11 protein-coding genes and 5 tRNA genes are annotated in these 18,077 nt (G+C 42.7%); 7 read left to right on the top strand and 9 right to left on the bottom strand.

What is annotated here, in order from left to right:
- Positions 1–105: 105 nt before the first annotated feature.
- Positions 106–846 carry a polyprenol monophosphomannose synthase gene (locus B5F78_RS07015; RefSeq protein WP_087208842.1) on the bottom strand — a complete coding sequence of 247 codons (741 nt, stop codon included), beginning with the start codon at positions 844–846 and terminating at the stop codon, positions 106–108.
- 187 nt (positions 847–1,033) lie between these two features.
- Here B5F78_RS07015 and B5F78_RS07010 point away from each other — a divergent pair.
- Together B5F78_RS07010 and B5F78_RS07005 are read left to right on the top strand one after the other, a co-directional pair.
- Positions 1,034–1,106 (top strand) — tRNA-Lys (locus B5F78_RS07010).
- Positions 1,107–1,152: 46 nt separating this feature from the next.
- Positions 1,153–1,225: transfer RNA gene (locus B5F78_RS07005), tRNA-Lys, on the top strand.
- A gap of 307 nt (positions 1,226–1,532) precedes the next feature.
- Here B5F78_RS07005 and B5F78_RS07000 read toward each other — a convergent pair.
- The 4 genes from B5F78_RS07000 to B5F78_RS06985 all read right to left on the bottom strand — a co-directional run bounded on the left by B5F78_RS07000 (position 1,533) and on the right by B5F78_RS06985 (position 4,146).
- Positions 1,533–1,606, bottom strand: a tRNA-Arg gene (locus tag B5F78_RS07000).
- Between the two features lie 30 nt (positions 1,607–1,636).
- Positions 1,637–1,710: transfer RNA gene (locus B5F78_RS06995), tRNA-Arg, on the bottom strand.
- A gap of 28 nt (positions 1,711–1,738) precedes the next feature.
- Positions 1,739–1,812: transfer RNA gene (locus B5F78_RS06990), tRNA-Arg, on the bottom strand.
- Positions 1,813–1,893: 81 nt separating this feature from the next.
- Positions 1,894–4,146: a patatin-like phospholipase family protein gene (locus tag B5F78_RS06985; RefSeq protein WP_087248077.1), complete on the bottom strand. Its 2,253-nt coding sequence runs from the start codon at positions 4,144–4,146 to the stop codon at positions 1,894–1,896.
- Positions 4,147–4,363: 217 nt separating this feature from the next.
- Here B5F78_RS06985 and B5F78_RS06980 point away from each other — a divergent pair, with 217 nt between their 5' ends.
- Positions 4,364–4,876, top strand: a complete 513-nt coding sequence (locus B5F78_RS06980) for a PepSY-like domain-containing protein (protein ID WP_087248031.1) — start codon at positions 4,364–4,366, stop codon at positions 4,874–4,876.
- Between the two features lie 82 nt (positions 4,877–4,958).
- On the opposite strand, the gene htpG is transcribed toward B5F78_RS06980, so the two are convergent.
- Together htpG and B5F78_RS06970 are read right to left on the bottom strand one after the other, a co-directional pair.
- Positions 4,959–7,010 (bottom strand): molecular chaperone HtpG, encoded by a 2,052-nt coding sequence (htpG, locus tag B5F78_RS06975; protein WP_087406361.1) that lies wholly within the window; start codon positions 7,008–7,010, stop codon positions 4,959–4,961.
- Positions 7,011–7,121: 111 nt separating this feature from the next.
- On the bottom strand, positions 7,122–9,668 hold the full coding sequence (locus B5F78_RS06970) for an ATP-dependent Clp protease ATP-binding subunit (RefSeq protein WP_087406360.1): 2,547 nt from the start codon (positions 9,666–9,668) through the stop codon (positions 7,122–7,124).
- Positions 9,669–10,078: 410 nt separating this feature from the next.
- Here B5F78_RS06970 and gyrA point away from each other — a divergent pair, with 410 nt between their 5' ends.
- Both gyrA and B5F78_RS06960 read left to right on the top strand, forming a co-directional pair.
- A complete protein-coding gene (gyrA, locus tag B5F78_RS06965; protein WP_087208847.1) occupies positions 10,079–12,619 on the top strand; it encodes a DNA gyrase subunit A in 2,541 nt (846 codons plus the stop codon).
- 48 nt (positions 12,620–12,667) lie between these two features.
- A complete protein-coding gene (locus tag B5F78_RS06960; RefSeq protein WP_087406359.1) occupies positions 12,668–13,885 on the top strand; it encodes a tetratricopeptide repeat protein in 1,218 nt (405 codons plus the stop codon).
- A gap of 280 nt (positions 13,886–14,165) precedes the next feature.
- Here B5F78_RS06960 and B5F78_RS06955 read toward each other — a convergent pair whose 3' ends face one another.
- Complete coding sequence (locus B5F78_RS06955; protein WP_087248039.1) at positions 14,166–15,353, bottom strand: DUF418 domain-containing protein; 1,188 nt, start codon at positions 15,351–15,353, stop codon at positions 14,166–14,168.
- A 256-nt stretch (positions 15,354–15,609) separates the two neighbouring features.
- On the opposite strand from B5F78_RS06955, the gene B5F78_RS06950 reads away from it, so the two are divergent.
- Both B5F78_RS06950 and nhaD read left to right on the top strand, forming a co-directional pair.
- On the top strand, positions 15,610–16,290 hold the full coding sequence (locus B5F78_RS06950) for a lipocalin family protein (protein ID WP_087406358.1): 681 nt from the start codon (positions 15,610–15,612) through the stop codon (positions 16,288–16,290).
- 256 nt (positions 16,291–16,546) lie between these two features.
- On the top strand, positions 16,547–17,887 hold the full coding sequence (gene nhaD / locus B5F78_RS06945; protein WP_087406357.1) for a sodium:proton antiporter NhaD: 1,341 nt from the start codon (positions 16,547–16,549) through the stop codon (positions 17,885–17,887).
- Positions 17,888–17,894: 7 nt separating this feature from the next.
- Here the strand turns inward: nhaD and B5F78_RS06940 are convergent, their stop codons facing one another.
- A complete protein-coding gene (locus B5F78_RS06940) occupies positions 17,895–18,056 on the bottom strand; it encodes a winged helix-turn-helix transcriptional regulator (protein ID WP_087406356.1) in 162 nt (53 codons plus the stop codon).
- Positions 18,057–18,077 lie beyond the last annotated feature (21 nt).

Genomic DNA, 18,077 nt, shown 5'->3' with positions numbered 1-18,077 from the left:
CGCTCCTGTTCTTCGTCAGATAGCCCGCTATCTTCCTCATCACAGAAGCGAAAATGCCTCAAAAACTCATCCCAAATCATCGCACGATAAATTCAAAACAGCTTCTTAAATTTGGGGATAAGACTTAAACAGACTGTCCCATTTTAAACGGATAACTCCGAATACAGCCTCACCAAATATACTGCTGTTCATCTTTGAAGTCCCTAATTCGCGATTGACGAAAATGACAGGCACTTCTTTGATTTTACACCCGCATTTATACGCTGTAAATTTCATTTCAATTTGGAATGCGTATCCTTTAAAACGTATTTTATCGAGTGGAATGGTTTCTAGTGCATGCCGGCGGTAACACTTGAATCCGGCAGTCGTGTCGTGAATCGGAAGTCCGGTTACAATTCTTACGTATTTGGATGCGAAGTATGACATGAGCACTCTTCCCATGGGCCAGTTAACCACATTGACTCCACTGATATACCGCGAACCAATGGCAATGTCGAATCCTTCGGTATGACATGCTTGATATAAGCGTGGCAAATCATTCGGGCTGTGACTGAAGTCTGCATCCATTTCGAATATGTAGTCGTATTGATGTGCTATGGCCCATTTAAATCCAGTTATGTAGGCAGTACCTAAACCTAATTTCCCTTTTCGTTCAATGATGAAAAGACGATCTGGAAATTCTTTTTGGAGTGTGTGTACAATCTTTGCTGTACCATCGGGTGAATTGTCATCGATGATAAGAATATGGAAACATTTTTCTAAAGTAAATACTGCACGAATAATGTTTTCAATGTTTTCTTTTTCGTTGTAAGTTGGTATGATTACAACACTATCACTTGTCTGCATGTACGTTTTTGTTTTTTATTATGCAAAGATAAATAATGAGTGTGATTATGCATGCATGAAAAGTAAAAAATGGAATGTAAAAACATACTTTTTGATGAAAATATAGTTTTCTTGAAAAAAATGTGTGTGATTGTTTGGCAGATTCAAATAAAGGTCGTACATTTGCACCCGCAAACGAGAAAGAAACGCACTCTTAGCTCAGTTGGTAGAGCAACTGACTCTTAATCAGTGGGTCCAGGGTTCGAATCCCTGAGGGTGTACTTCTGGAAAGTTTGCACGGGAGATTTGACATTTATAGTTATGGATGCACTCTTAGCTCAGTTGGTAGAGCAACTGACTCTTAATCAGTGGGTCCAGGGTTCGAATCCCTGAGGGTGTACCTGTAGAAGAGCAATCTTATAAACTGATAACCGACAGGTTATAGTGAAAGATTGCTCTTTTTTGTTATGTGGATATCTGTAGCTTGGTATAAAATGTGAGATCATGAAAAGACAACAATTCAAGTAGGTCTTTTGATGAACATAAGTGAGTCGGCTGTTTCACATAAGTAACCCGGGTGTTTCACATAAGTGAGTCAGTCGTATCACTTATGTTCGTTTGAGTGGCTCGGTGTCAGGTTGGGTTCGAATTGAACAAGGGTGGGGTGCACAAAAAATCCATCTCCTGAAAGAAGATGGATTTTTGTGTGACCGCGACAGGATTCAAACCTGTAACCGGCTGATCCGTAGTCAGCTACTCTATTCAGTTGAGCTACGCGGCCATCATTGGAAATTCTATTTATCATGAAGTGTGATCGCGACAGGATTCAAACCTGTAACCGGCTGATCCGTAGTCAGCTACTCTATTCAGTTGAGCTACGCGACCATTCTTTCACGTGTCATTCTTGAGAGTGTGACCGCGACAGGATTCAAACCTGTAACCGGCTGATCCGTAGTCAGCTACTCTATTCAGTTGAGCTACGCGGCCATCTCTTTTTGTTTGACGGGTGCAAAGGTATATACTTCTTGGATAATATGCAAATTTTGAAGCGATTTTTTTTCTGTTTTTTTATTCTATGAATCGTGTATTGAATATCTGCCAACCCAATGTAAGACCGAAATTCCAATTTTTAGTCGGTGAACTATAATGATTTACGTAAGCACTGATGGAACCGAAGGGTAGTTTCACTACTAAAGAAATTTCCCCCAGATATTCTATTCGGCTGAATAATTTCCCATAATATGCTTGGGACTGGTCGTCACGGAGTATCGGAAAGATTGGCGCAAATCCATACAGTTCTGCCCGCGCATGGAATACTGGCGTAAACTGATAGATGGGCATAATACCCGCTCCGATGAACTGATTGGCGCGAAATGCTTCGTTGTAGGTGATTTTGCTGTGGGCGGTGGGGGAAAATTCTCCTGCTTGCATTAGGGTGGCTGTATAATTATGGCTGAAGTTTCGTGACGAATAATAGGCATGGATGTAGTTGCCTAATATAAATTTAGGCGATAGCGCATAATAACGTTCCATTTCATACGACAATTGTAGCCAGGATTGTTCGTATTTATAGTCTCCATTGTAGGGATCTACACTAGAACCTGCCTCATAGCGTTCGCGGCCAGTATAAATGTTTGCAACAAGACGTTCGCGCCGTCCGGCCGTAGCATACTGGCGGCTATTTAATGTGTTTCCTTCAAGTGCTACCGAGCCGCCAAAAATCATATAATGACTTTTATCATTCAGGTCATTGTTGAAATCAATGACGTTCTTTTGGAAATATTCATCTTGTAAATCACCCAATCCAATGCCGAATTCTACCTTTTGCCGTGTAAGAAAAGGCATTGACACCAATAGTTTCACAAACTTTTCACGTTTCTTGCTGAATACAGGTGAATTGCCTTTTGTAAATAGCTTTTCCTGCTTGAAATAATCGAAAGAAGAAAGCGAACCTATCAGTCTGACAGATGTCGGCAGGTGAGAAGGCAAGTCAATCCGTCCCGAGACTTGCAGGTTGTTGTATATCTGTCCCAACTGTGCATCCAGAGATACTTCTTTCGAATAGTTGTTCAAATTTTGATAAGTAGCACCTACATAAATCTGGTTAGAACCGTTTGAGCCTACGTTGCCCCCTGCACGAAGGGTAAGGTCGTCTTCTATTTTCACTTTCAGGTGCAGGTCGAATGTGTGATCAGAGGCATTATATATGGCATGGGGGATAATTTCGGAAATCATGTTATCGGTCATCAGCCGGAAATATCCCTTTCGCAAATCTTCCAGTGTAAACACCTCCTTGTCTGAAGAATGAAACTCTTTGCGGATATAACGTTTTTGCTGTTCATTGGCACCGTCGATTTCTATCCGGCGGAAGCGAAATTCAGGCATCCGGTTTTTATAGGCAATGCGCTCCCGTTCCAACTGGCGATAATTGACGCGGCGTGATATACGCATTTTTATCGAATCCATCAGTTGGATAGTCCGGTTATAACCAATATCATGCAACTCATCAAAACGGTCAAAATCCATCAAGTTGACATCGGTATATTTAAATGTCATTAAAATGCCCAGCGAATCGGGGATGGAATAATCTGTTTTTTGCATAATCATGTTTTCCAATTGTCCCATCAAGTCTCCTTCTTTCGGTTTTCCCGGATTAGAGCTAACCACACTGCCTATCATAATGTCAGGATGGAAGTCATCCATCATGACATTGGTTGGGAAATTGTTATAAATACCTCCATCGTATGCCAATACAGAATCGATTTCGATGGGTTTGAACATGGCGGGGAAACTCATTGAGGCACGCACGGCATCGCCCAAATCTCCTTTGCTGAAAATAATGGGACGTTTGTTATACACATCCGAAGCCACACAGCGAAAGGGAATAAATAATTGATTGAAATCTCCGTGACACGATGCTGTGGCCTGACCGAAGAGTTGAAGGAAGGCTAAATTCATTTGCAGCGGATCAACCACACTGGAAGGCAAAAACTGGGCTTTTACTTTGTGAAGGGGATTTTTGAGTGAAACCCGTACATTAATAAATTCAGGGGTTGGAGGATTTTTCTTGAAATAATATATGTATTTTTCTTCCATTCCTCCCGTATACCAACGTTTGAAATCATCCGATTTCAATAATTTTTCCATGTCATCGGGCGAGTAACCCATGGCATAAAGTGCCCCTATAATAGCTCCCATTGAAGTTCCCGTCACATAATCTATCGGAATATTGTTTTCCTCTAAAGCACGGATAACACCTATATGGGTCAATCCTTTTGCTCCTCCGCCGCTTAAAACTAACCCGATTTTCTGTGACTTCATCGGTAAGATGCATAGAAAAAGGTATATCAGGATTAAATGTATTTTATTCATCGTATAATCTATAGTTGTTTTAGGTTAGCCAAAGATAGATAAAAAAAACTTTAAGCCGAAATAAATCGTCTATTTTTGCAAAATGAAAAAGAATTCAGAATCTTTTCAGAATTCTTCGGTAATTTTGTCGTATCAAAACAAATTCAGTTTATAAAAGCGCAAGAATATGAAAAATAAGTGGAAATTTTATGTGTTGCCTGCTTTAGCTGTTGCAGGTGCATTCGTGTTTCAGAGTTGTGATGATGACGATGATTTGAAAATGTCGGATATTCCTCAAACCGTACAGCAAAACTTCCAAAGCCAATATCCCAATGTACAGTGGGTAGAATGGGAGGCTGAATGGGGAAATTACAAGGCAGATTTCTTTTTCAATGGGACAGTGGCAGAATGGGAACTTGACTTGAATACGCAGGCGGAAGCCTGGTATTCGCAGGAAGGAGAATGGCTTCGTACAGAATTTAATGTGGAAAATTATTACTTCAATCCATCGTCTACTGATGTCATTCCGCAAGCTGTACGTGAAACCATTAGTAATATTGCAGGAGGAAGACAGGTAGAAGATGTTGACCGCGTAGATATGCCAGGCGGTATTAACGGTGACTATTTTGATGTGGAAATTGAAAATGAACCGAATGATATTTACGTGAAAATCGGATTCGATGGCACGCAATTGCAATAAAAAATGCGCCCTACACATATAAAGATGTATGTGTAGGGCGATTTTTCTTAAAAGAAGAATATCGAATTTGATGGAAACATCTTTAAATCAATTCAACGCTACGTTTCACGAAGTTCGTTAACGCTTCGCCTTTCAGCATTCCGTTTTGCAACAAAGCCAAGTCGATAAGTTGGTGAACAATCTTGTTATCTGTTGCATACCGGTTGATAATGCTGTCTTTTTCTTGTTTCTTTTCGTCCAGTTTCTTGTCGATATCTTTCAATTCATCTTTTTCTGCTGTCGGGATTTCCTCGTCTTTCTTGCCTTCGTGAGCCTTACGTAGTTCTCCTTCACGCAATTTCAATGTGGCGATTTCACCTTCTACAGGAACCAGTTGTTCGGCACAAGCCGATTCTGTGTCATTCAAAACTTGTTTGATGAGTTTATGGTCGCTATTCAGAACCAGATTGAACATATCCGGCATTTCACCGTAAAAGCTCATGCCCGGCTGGATGTTTGCCATTTCTTTCATACGGCGCATGTATTCTGATTGTGTGATGACAATCGGAGCGGCAGTTTCGCCCATGGGTTGAGTCTCTACATGGAACTCGGTTTTTTGCAGTTTGGGCAGTTGTCCGTTGAATACTGTGGCCAATATCTGCCGTTTGTCTTCTGCTAATGCTTCTCCTTTTTGGTCTTCTTTTACAATCAGACGGTCAATCACGTCACTATCTACACGTGTGAAACGACTTTTTTCAAGTTTCTGTTCCAACATGTTGACCATCGGGACATCCAGTTGTCCGTCAAGTAACAATACGCTGTAGCCCTTGTCCTTAGCTGTATCGACATACGTATATTGTTCGTCGATATTGTTAGCATATAAGTATATCAGGTTGCCTTCTTTGTCGGTCTGGTTGTCTTTTATCAATGTCTGGTATTCGTCGAATGTGTAGTACTTGCCTTCCGTATCTTTGAAGAGGGCAAACTTGTTTGCCTTTTCATAGAAATCTTCTTGCGTCAGCATACCATAATTGATGAAGATTTTCAAATCGTCCCATTTTTCTTCAAATTCTTTGCGGTCGTTTTTGAAGATAGACTGTAGACGGTCGGCTACTTTCTTTGTGATATACGTAGAAATCTTTTTCACGTTCGAATCGCTTTGCAAGTACGAGCGTGATACGTTTAACGGGATGTCCGGTGAATCGATTACGCCATGCAGTAAGGTCAGGAAGTCAGGAACGATTCCTTCTACAGAGTCGGTTACGTATACTTGGTTGCAATAGAGTTGGATTTTGTTTCGTTGCAACTCGATGTTGCTTTTAATTTTCGGGAAATACAGTACACCGGTCAGGTTAAACGGATAGTCTACGTTCAGATGAATCCAGAATAGTGGCTCGTCTGACATTGGATACAAGTCGCGGTAGAATTTCTTATAATCTTCGTCTTTCAATTCGCTTGGCTTCTTGGTCCAAATAGGACAAGTGTCATTGATGACATTGTCTTCTTCTGTATCTATCTGTTTGCCGTCTTTCCACTCTTTTTTCTTTCCGAAAGCTACCGGAACAGGCAAGAAACGACAGTACTTGGTCAGCAGGCTTTGAATGCGTGATTCCTCGATAAACTCCTTGCAGTCATCATCAATGTATAAAATAATGTCGGTACCCCGGTCATTCCGTTCGGCATCTTCCAGTGTGAACTCTGGACTTCCATCGCATGTCCATTTTACAGACTGGGCATTTTCTTTATAAGAACGGGTAATGAGTTCAACTTTTTTGGCAACCATAAAGGCTGAATAGAAACCTAACCCGAAATGTCCGATGATGGCATTTGCGTCGTTTTTGTATTTTTCAAGAAAATCGTTGGCTCCCGAAAAAGCAATCTGGTTGATGTATTTGTCGATTTCTTCGGCAGTCAGTCCCAATCCACGGTCGGAAATGGTGATGGTACCTTGCTCCTTATTCACACTGACATGAATGGTCAAGTCACCCAATTCTCCTTTGAAATCGCCTGTAGCAGCTAACGTCTTCAGCTTTTGAGTAGCATCAACAGCATTCGACACCAGTTCACGCAGGAAAATTTCGTGATCGCTGTACAGGAACTTTTTGATGATGGGGAATATGTTCTCTGTTGTAACCCCAATATTACCTTTTTGCATATAATTATAGTTTTAATGATAATCAAAAATCCATTTCAGTACTGACAAAAAAAATGCCAGACGGCATCCGTCTGACATTTTGTCTGTATCCTTGTTTTCTTGCTCTGATGCTTATGGCCGGACAAGCTCGATTTTCAGTGCTTTATTATCAGCTTCTGTGCTTACCCGAATGGTATCCCCCGTCTGCGTTTCTTGGTTTAGCAGTAATTCGGCTATTCCATCTTCCAGGTTGTTTTGTATAGAACGCTTCAGCGGACGTGCTCCAAATTGAACGTCATATCCCTTTGATGCTACAAACCGTTTGGCATCGTCGGTGATTTCCAGCTTATATCCAAGGTTTTCCATTCGGCTATACAAACCTTTCAATTCGATGTCGATAATCTTCTGCAAAGCATTCAGGTCTAATTGGTCGAACATAATAATTTCATCTAACCTGTTAATGAATTCGGGGGCGAATGATTTGTTTAAGGCTTTGGTGATAACGCTGCGCGAATATTCTTTGTCATCCTGGTCATTGCGGGTCTGGGCTGCAAAACCAATGCCTTTGCCAAATTCCTTTAACTGCCGTGTGCCGATATTTGAGGTCATGATAAGGACCGTGTTTTTGAAATCAACAGTCCGGCCGTAGCTATCTGTCAGTCTTCCCTCATCCATTACTTGTAGCAGTAAATTGTATACATCAGGATGTGCCTTTTCTATCTCATCAAGCAAAACGATGGAGTAGGGTTTACGGCGTACCTTTTCTGTCAGCTGTCCTCCTTCTTCATAACCGACATAGCCCGGAGGGGCTCCAACCAAACGTGATACTGTAAATTTCTCCATATATTCGCTCATGTCAATCCGGATGAGCGCATCAGCCGATCCGAACATTTCTTTTGCCAATTCTTTTGCCAGATGAGTCTTGCCTACGCCGGTCGGTCCTAGGAATAAGAAAGTACCGATTGGCTTGTTGGGGTCTTTCAGTCCCATGCGGCTACGTTGGATGGCTTTCACCAATGTTTCTACAGCTTTGTCTTGCGCAATGACCTTTGAAAGCAATTCATCTTTCATGCCTCTCAGCTTATTGCCTTCGGCATGTGCCATGCGTTGCACGGGGACACCCGACATCATAGAAACGACGTCTGCGATTTGTTTATCATCGACTTTCTCCCGGTTTTCACGTAAACTTTCTTCCCACCGCGCTTTCATTGTTTCCAGTTCTTCGGACAATGATTTTTCACGGTCACGAAAACTTGCAGCCAATTCAAAATCTTGCATTCGCACTGCTTCGGTTTTGTGCATCCGTGCTTCATCTATCATCTTCTCTTGGTTCTCGATTTCTTTTGGTACCGTAATGTTGGTCAGATGTACACGCGATCCTGCTTCATCCAAGGCATCGATAGCCTTGTCCGGGAAGTTTCGGTCGGTAATGTAACGCTCTGTCAGTTTGACGCAGGCTTCCAATGCGGCTTCTGTATATGTTACGTTGTGATGTTCTTCGTATTTATCCTTAATATTACGCAGAATCTGAAGCGTCTCTTCAGGAGTGGTAGGCTCTACCAGCACTTTTTGGAAACGACGTTCTAAAGCACCGTCTTTTTCAATATTCTGCCGGTATTCATCCAGTGTCGTAGCTCCAATGCATTGAATCTCACCACGTGCCAACGCGGGTTTTAGCATATTGGCTGCATCCATTGATCCGGCTGCCGAACCGGCTCCCACGATGTTGTGTATTTCGTCTATAAACAAAATTACATTTGTGTTTTTTTTCAGTTCATTCAAAATAGCACGAATACGTTCCTCGAATTGTCCGCGGTATTTGGTGCCTGCCACAATGGCAGTCATGTCAAGAGCCACGACCCGTTTCCCAAACAAGATGCGCGACACTTTTTTTTCTATGATGCGCAGGGCAAGCCCTTCTACAATGGCTGATTTGCCTACACCTGGTTCGCCTATTAAAATCGGATTGTTTTTCTTGCGTCTGCTCAGAATCTGTGCCAGCCGTTCGATTTCTTTTTCACGTCCAACGACGGGGTCCAGCTTTCCTTCTGCGGCCAGTTGAGTCATATCTGTGCCAAAAGAGTCCAGAACCGGTGTGTTATTGTCCGGTTTTTGCTGTCTGGTTTGTGTTGTCTTTTGAGAATCAGAAGGGTAAGATGTGCGTCCGCTATTAGAACTTTGGTGCCGGATGTTTTCATCTTCTTCGTCTTCTTCTTCTCCGAAGTCCAATCCGCTTTGCGGTTCAGTCTTTGGTACTAGTTTGTCTAGTATTTTCTGGTAAGTTACTTCGTTTTCTTCCAATGTCTGAGATGCTTTATTGTGGTCTTCTTTCATAATTGCCAGCAACATGTGTTCGGTATCGGCAATTTGGGATTTTAAAAAACGGGCTTCCAGTATGCTCATCTTTAATATCTTAGATGCCTGATTGTTGAACGTGATATTATCAGAGTAAGTATCTGACATATCCGAGTACATGCGCAATTCTTCTTCCAGTGTTTCTTTTACTTTCTGAAGGTTGACATATAAGCTTTCCAAGATGTGTACAGCTTTCCCTTCCCCTTCCCTTATCAGTCCTAGAAGCAGATGCTCGGGGGCGATGCAGGTATTTCTCAGTCTGTTGGCCTCTTCTTTGCTGTATTGGATAACGTCAGAAACCCGTTGTGTAAATTGGTTATTCATAAAGTCTCTTTTCCTCCCTTTCGGAATAGTTGTTAGTATATCATGTCTTTGCAAAGATAACATTATATTTATATATAATCTTGCTTTTCCTTGTTTATTTTACAAAATCTGTGCCACACTTGTGCTTATGCCTTGCAATTATGCAAGCACATACTTCCTTTGGCCATCTAATATATATTCTTCCGCTTGTGAAGCTATTTTCGTGGCCGGACGGATATATCTTCGTGACAAACGTGTCAGATGATGAGTGCCGATGACGTTTTTTGTGCCATCCATTGCTTGTATAAGCGGTTTGTTTTCAATGCATTTTCTAAAACTTGACGATTTTGTTTTGCCAATTCAACAAAAAGTCGTAATTTAGCGTGATTTTTAACGGATGAAAAAGTAATATTAATTTTTAATTTGTTTCAATGCAAGAACAAGACAGAATCATAAAAATCAACATTGAGGAGGAAATGAAAAAGTCGTATATCGATTACTCTATGTCGGTAATCGTAGCGCGTGCCCTCCCTGATGTGAGAGATGGATTTAAGCCTGTTCATCGCCGTATCCTTTATGGAATGATGGAATTGGGCAATACATCAGACAAACCTTATAAAAAAGCTGCCAGAATCGTAGGTGAGGTGTTGGGTAAGTATCACCCACATGGCGATTCTTCCGTTTATGGTGCATTGGTGCGCATGGCTCAAGACTGGGCCATGCGTTATCCGCTGGTAGACGGACAGGGAAATTTCGGCTCTGTTGATGGTGATAGTCCTGCAGCCATGCGTTATACTGAAGCCCGCCTGAAAAAAATAGGGGAGGAGATGATGCAGGATTTGTATAAAGAAACTGTTGATTTCACCAATAACTTTGACGATACGTTACAAGAGCCTACCGTTATGCCTACACGTATTCCCAATTTGCTCGTAAATGGTGCATCGGGTATTGCCGTAGGTATGGCAACGAATATGCCGACTCATAACCTGTCGGAAGTGATCGATGCCTGTGTGGCATACATCGATGACAATGATATTGATGTCGACGGGCTGATGAAATACATTAAAGGGCCTGATTTTCCGACAGGAGGATATATATATGGTATAAGCGGTGTCCGTGAAGCGTATGAAACAGGTCGTGGACGGATTGTGATGCGTGCCAAGGCGGAAATAGAGTCACATCCGACGCACGATAAAATCGTTGTCAGAGAAATTCCGTACAATGTAAACAAGAAAGAGTTAATCGAAAAGATAGCCTCGCTGGTCAACGAAAAGAAACTGGACGGCATTTCTTATATTAATGATGAAACCGATCGCGAAGGAATGCGTATCGTGATTGATGTAAAACGTGATGCCAATGCAAATGTCGTTTTAAACAAATTGTTTAAAATGACCGATTTGCAAAGTTCGTTTAATGTAAACAACATTGCATTGGTACATGGCCGTCCCCGTTTGTTAAGTTTGAAGGATTTGATTCGTCTGTTTGTGGAGCATCGTCACGAAGTTGTCATCCGTCGGACCAGATTCGATTTGCGTAAAGCAAAAGAACGTGCGCATATCCTGGAAGGTCTTATCATCGCTTCCGATAATATAGATGAGGTGATTCGTATCATTCGTGCTGCTAAAACTCCCAATGAAGCTATAACCAATCTGATGGACCGTTTCCAGTTGAGTGAAGTGCAAGCACGTGCCATTGTGGAAATGCGTCTTCGTCAATTGACCGGATTGCTTCAGGAACAGCTGCACGCCGAATATGAAGAACTGATGAAGCAGATCGCTTATTTCGAGGAAATCCTGTCGAATGATGAGTTATGCAAGAAAGTCATCAAGGACGAACTGATTGAGGTGAAAGAAAAATATGGGGATAAGCGCCGTTCGGAAATTGTCTATTCGTCTGAAGAATTCAATCCGGAAGATTTTTATGCCGATGATGAAGTGGTAATTACAATTTCACACATGGGATATATCAAACGTACACCGCTCGCCGACTTCCGCACGCAACATCGTGGAGGAGTAGGAGCAAAAGGAAGCGAGACACGTGATGAAGACTTTATCGAACATATTTATCCGGCCACGATGCACAATACTTTGTTGTTCTTTACTCAAAAAGGAAAGTGCTATTGGCTGAAGGCATACGAAATTCCCGAAGGCAACAAAACTTCAAAAGGGCGTGCTATTCAGAATTTGTTGAATATTGATTCGGATGATACGGTTACCGCATATTTGCGTGTGAAAAATTTAAACGACACCGAATTTGTCAACAGTCATTACGTATTGTTCTGCACCAAGAAGGGAGTCATCAAGAAAACATTGCTCGAACAATATTCGCGTCCGCGGCAAAACGGTGTGAATGCTATCACCATCCGTGAAGACGACCGCGTTATCGAAGTGCGTATGACCAACGGAAGCAATGAAGTCGTCATAGCCAACCGTAACGGACGTGCCATCCGGTTTAATGAAACAGCTGTACGTGAGATGGGACGTACTGCTACAGGTGTGAGAGGCATTACCCTTGACGAGGACGGACAAGATGAAGTAGCAGGAATGATTTGTATCAAAGACCCACAGAAAGAAACGATAATGGTCATTTCTGAGCATGGATATGGCAAGCGTTCCGACATTGAAGATTATCGTAAGACCAATCGTGGTGGAAAAGGTGTAAAGACTTTGAATATTACCGAAAAAACCGGTAAATTAGTGGCCATAAAATCTGTGACTGATGAAAATGACTTGATGATTATCAATAAGTCAGGTATTACGATTCGGTTGAGAGTGGCAGATGTACGAATCATGGGCCGTGCTACACAAGGAGTCCGTTTAATCGATTTAGGTAAACGTAATGACAGCATCGGTTCGGTCTGCAAGGTCAATTCAGAAGCTGATTCTGCCGCTGATGCAGAAGAGGCGTTGAACGAGCCACTGGATAATGAAGAGGGAAATGCTTCTTCAAGCGATAACCCGACAGAAGAATAAAGAACACGTAAATAAACAATAGTTTGTATTATCTAAATTTTTAAAATTATGAAAAAAGTTTTATTGACTACCGCTCTCTTCTTCACCGTATGTGCTGTGTCGGCACAAGAAAGTGTTGTGAAAGAAGCAAAATCAGCAAAAAGCGATCCTGTTAAGGCGGCTCAAATTATTGAACCTGCTTTGGTTGATCCTTCTACTGCCAATGATCCTGAAACGTGGAAACTGGCTGGTGATTTCCAAAAAGCCATCTATGATGATGAGAACATGAAGCTGTATCTTCCCGGCGGACAGGCAGACACTGCCAAATTGTATAACAGTCTGGCGAAAATGTTTGAATATTACACCAAGTGCGATGAGGTAGAACAGGCTAAAGTGCAAAGTGGTGAATTGAAAAAACCGAAACTGAGAAAAAAACTTGCCAAAACATTGGCAGCCGTACGCCCGAATCTGACAAATGGTGGTTCTGAGGCTTACAATAGCGGAAACTACGCAGATGCACTGAAGTATTTTGGTCTGTATGTAGACGCTTCGCAAAATCCGATGTTTGCTGAAGAAGAAGCAGTGAAGAACGACACGTTGAACCCGTTAATCGCCTGCTACGCAGCATTGGCGGCCAATTCATTGGATGACAAAGCTGCTGTTATCAAATATGCTACTATCGGTAAGACGCATAAGGAAGAAGGCTATCGCGCGTTGATGTGTTTAGCCGAAGCTTATGGAAAAGGTGAACAGACAGATTCGGTAAAATGGCTGGAAGTTATTAAAGAAGGATCTGAAAAATTCCCGACTCAGGAATATTTTATCGGTAACTTAATGGACTATTATATCCAAAAAGGGCAAGTTGATACAGCGCTGAGTGAAATTGATGCTATTCTGGCAAAAAATGAAACTCCGTACTTTTTGTATGTAAAAGGTGTCCTGCAATATGAAAAGAAGGATTATGATAATGCCATCGCAACCTTTAATTCACTTATTGCTAAAAATGATGGTTTTGTAGGGGAAGCATATTCACAGATTGGTAATTGTTATTTTTTCCCGGCTCAAGAGTTGGTAGAAGAAAATAGTAAAATATCAATGGATGATCCCCAATATGCCGCAAACGAGGCAAAAATTAAGGAATTGTATGAAAAGGCTGTTCCTAATTACGAAAAGGCAAAAGAACTGAAACCGGACAACAAACAACTTTGGGGACAATTTTTGTTAAATATCTATTGGAAACTGAACAAGGCTGAATACGATGCTTTGGAAAAAGAGTTAGCTCAATAATTACACAACAACATATAGGCAATCGGGTAGGAAGAAAACGAAGTCGTTTTCTTCCTACTTTCATATTCTAGACTTTCATTGTTTATTATATTCCGATTCTTTTACTTTGTTAGAAGCTGTTTAAATTTATCGTGTGCTGATTCTATTAAAAAATGTCACCCAAAATGCCCATTCCCATGGGAAATGAGCATCTTGGGTGATAAAATGAATGTTGACTTTTGTTTTGGCGCACCTTTCGTTAGTGTATATTTCTCTCTTTTACGTTCGGGGTATAAGTGGATTATTTGCGTTTGGCATGTATCCATGTCAGTTTATGCCAAATGGTCTCTAGAGGTCCTCGTTTGAAGTGTCGGAACCACCAGTGTGCAAAGAGTAGCTGGAGTAAGAAAAACACAATACCGATGAGCAGACTGTATGTGGTTCCACAATAACGGTGTAGCCCCAGTCCGTAGCCGTAATAAAGAAAACTTCCGATGAGAGATTGTGAGATATAGTCGGTCAAACTCATTTTGCCGTAGGGTACAAGCAGTTGTTGTACTTTCCCTTTGTTTGTCCAGTACAGGAGTAGGAATGCACTGACCATCACCAACATGCATGCCAAGTTATACCACGAATTCCAGATGGTTTCCATTGATGCTTTCATGAAGGGGTTCGCTATTTGGGAATAGATGAAGTCTTTTAGGTAGTAAAGTACTACCGCACTAGGTAGTGCCGCAATGCCGACCCGTAGCCAAAAATGCATCACCTTTCCGTGTGTTTCGTCAGTAAGCCTGAACAGTCCTTTCCTTCCCAGCAGCATACCTGCCATGAAAAGCGATGCTGTCTGAAACACACGTCCGTAGCACCATGCCCAGTTCAGGCTGGCAAGTTGTCCAGTTACTAAATTTGTCTTTATCAGTTCCCAAAGTGATGACTCTTTCATTTGCGGATAAACTTCGGTCAGCGAGTAAATCATCTGTTGGGGGTTGGCATCAGGGAAGAAGCATGCATAGATAACTTTGCACCACTCCAGAGGTTGTAACATCAGGATACATGCTATCCATGCCACAGTCTTGTCGGAGAGGTGGCGTACTGGAACCAATACAAATCCAAGCAAGGCATAAAGCACCAGTATTTCACCGGGAAAGAAAGATGCGTTGATAAATCCGAAGCCAAGCAGTAGCAGTAGTCTCCACATATAGCGGTTTCGGAAGTCTTGCCCACGCTTTTCACAGTTGTGGCTCTGCAAGTAGAAAGTGAAGCCGAACAGCAGGGCAAAAATAGCATAGGCTTTTCCGGAAAAAAGAAAGAACAGCATGTCCCATAAATGCTTGTCGAGGCTGGCAAGCAGAGGAGAGGTTGCTTCCGGAAATGAATAATAATTGAAATGCTCGATGTTGTGCAGCAGGATGATTCCCATGACGGCAAATCCGCGCAGAGCGTCAATGGCCAAGATTCGTTCGTTGGAACGCAGAAGTTCGTTTCCCATATTATCAGTGTTTGGATGATTTTAGTAAATTAGATTAATATGGGTGCAAACTTACAAAAAACTTGTGAGATTACTCCAGAAAACATGCGCATTTATGTCATGTAAACAGGGAAAAACACAACGTTTTGAAAAGATTCTTCTGAGGTATCTTCCTGGGAAAGTTTGCTGGAAGATTTATCGATTCTTAAGGGAGGAACGTTGCGCTTCTGGTACATTTCGCTTATTTTTGTATGAACATTCTAATTTTAGAGAAACTATGAAACGAAACAATTGTTTATGGAGAGCGAGTTCCCTGATGTGCTTGGCAGGGTTACTGGTGTCATGCGGCGATTTGCCCCAGATGGAAGGAACGTGGGTGGAACCTGTCCCTGGGATGGAAAACAGCGTACAGGGCTTCAAATTGGAAGAAGGTGGTAAGGCTTCTTCCGTTAATATGGCCACTTTACAGTATGAGTCGTGGAAACAGGAAGGTGATAAACTTGTTCTTTCAGGAAAGAGTATCGGCAACGGTGTTACCATACCTTTTTCGGACACGCTTGAAATAGCTGGGCTGACACAAGACAGCCTGTTCTTGAAACGGGGGACACTTGTCTTGAGGTATGTCCGAAACGATGGGCAAGGGGACAGAAGCGTACCTATGGCAGAGCTTACGCCGGCGAAGAAAACCAGTTTCCGTACTGTGGGCACTTTGGTGCTTGCTCATGAGACACGTTCGTTTACGCCGGACGGTGACACGGTTTCCTATTGGGTGATTGATAAGACTGGCGAATTGCTGGAAGCTTATGATAAACTGACAGGAGGAATTAAGAATGGGAAACCGGTGTATGCCGAACTGGAAGTGATTGATGCGGGAAAGTCGGATGAAGGCTTTGCCGCTTCCTATCCCAGTGTTTATCAGGTGGTGAAGATTGACAGCATGTTGCTGGAGGCACGGTGATGTGGCAGTGGCATCTGTAGCAGGTGGTCGGCATGCCTTCAGGCTTCGGGCATTTTGCAAAGACGTCTTCCGGAGTCAGACAGCTGTGCTGACTGCCTGTTGGAGAGTAAAAGCCTTATACTCTAGAATGTCACAGGCTGTTAGGTAATTTGAAGAATAATTTGTACATTTGTGCTTGTGGAAATTATAGCGGCAGCGGCATTCGCCTGTCAGGCTCTTGCTGAAAAATAAATATTAATCTTAAAAATAACATTCAATGTCAACCTTAACTGTTACAATCATAATTGTATTTGTGATTGGATACTTATGTATCGCTTTGGAAACACTGACCAAAGTCAACAAGGCAGCTGTAGCCTTGCTGATGTTGGTTGTTTGTTGGACACTTTATATGTTCGATTCAGGCAATTTCCCGGCAGGTATCTTGCCCGATGCCGTGGCTGCAGCAGCAGGCTCGGTTATTGAAGGACATTTGGGAAGTACCGCCACTACCTTGTTCTTTCTGATGGGGGCAATGACCATCGTGGAGACCGTCGACCAGTATGGCGGCTTTAATTTTGTGCGCGACATGCTGAAGACAAAGAGCAAACGGGCGTTGTTGTGGCGCATTACCATTATGACTTTTTTCCTTTCGGCTATTCTGGATAATATGACTACTGCCATCGTGATGGTGATGATTCTCCGCAAGCTTATTGACGACCGCAGGGATCGTCTGATTTATGCTTCGCTCATTATCATTGCAGCCAATTCGGGTGGAGCCTTTTCGCCCATTGGCGATGTGACTACCATTATGCTTTGGAACAAAAGTCTGATTACAGCGGCAGGGGTCATTAAGGAATTGTTTGTCCCTTCGCTTGTCTCGATAGTCGTTCCAGCATACATCCTTTCATTTTCGCTTAAAGGGAACGTGTCGGCAGATACTGATGCAGGCACGGTTTCCATGGGCAGTGGACTGACCGGGTTTCAGCGTAAGGCGGTATTTTGGATTGGTGTGGGGGGACTGGTCTTTGTGCCCGTTTTCAAGTCGATTACCCATGTACCTCCTTTCGTAGGCATTCTGTTGGTGCTCGGCGCGTTGTGGGTGGTGACCGAATTGTTTTACCGCAGTCATCCAGAGCATGACGAGAGTACGCAGAAGCGCGTGTCGAATATTATCTCGCGCATCGACATGAGCACCATTCTCTTTTTCCTGGGCATTTTGATGGCGGTAGCATGTCTGCAGGAAATCGGTGTGCTGTCCATTGTGGGACAGGGATTGAATGAAACTTTTGATGGCAACCATTATCTCATCACCGGCATCATCGGTGTACTTTCCAGCATCGTTGATAATGTACCCCTTGTGGCAGGCTGTATGGGGATGTATCCGATGGCCGATGCTGGCGATATGGCGCAGGATGGTATTTTCTGGCAGCTTCTGGCATACTGTGCGGGCGTGGGTGGCTCGATGCTCATCATTGGTTCGGCTGCAGGAGTAGTGGTGATGGGACTGGAGAAAATCACTTTCGGTTGGTACATGAAGCGTATCACATGGATTGCTTTCATTGGTTACGTGGCAGGTATTCTGGTATATTGGATAGAGAAGGCTGTGCTCGGGCTTTGATACGGATTCATTTCCTTTCCATCGCTTTTTGCCGGTCTGTCAGAATGGCGTCCTTGTTTTCCATCGCCCATTCTATCAATGCATTGAGATGGGGCAGGAGTGACCTGCTCCGTCCGGTCAGTGCATATTCCACCCGTGGAGGTACTTCGGGATAAATAGTCCGCTTCAACTCCTTTTCTTTGAATGGTAT

Source organism: Bacteroides sp. An279 (assembly GCF_002159615.1).
Lineage (GTDB): Bacteria > Bacteroidota > Bacteroidia > Bacteroidales > Bacteroidaceae > Phocaeicola > Phocaeicola intestinalis.
This window is presented reverse-complemented; position numbering and strand designations above follow the sequence as displayed.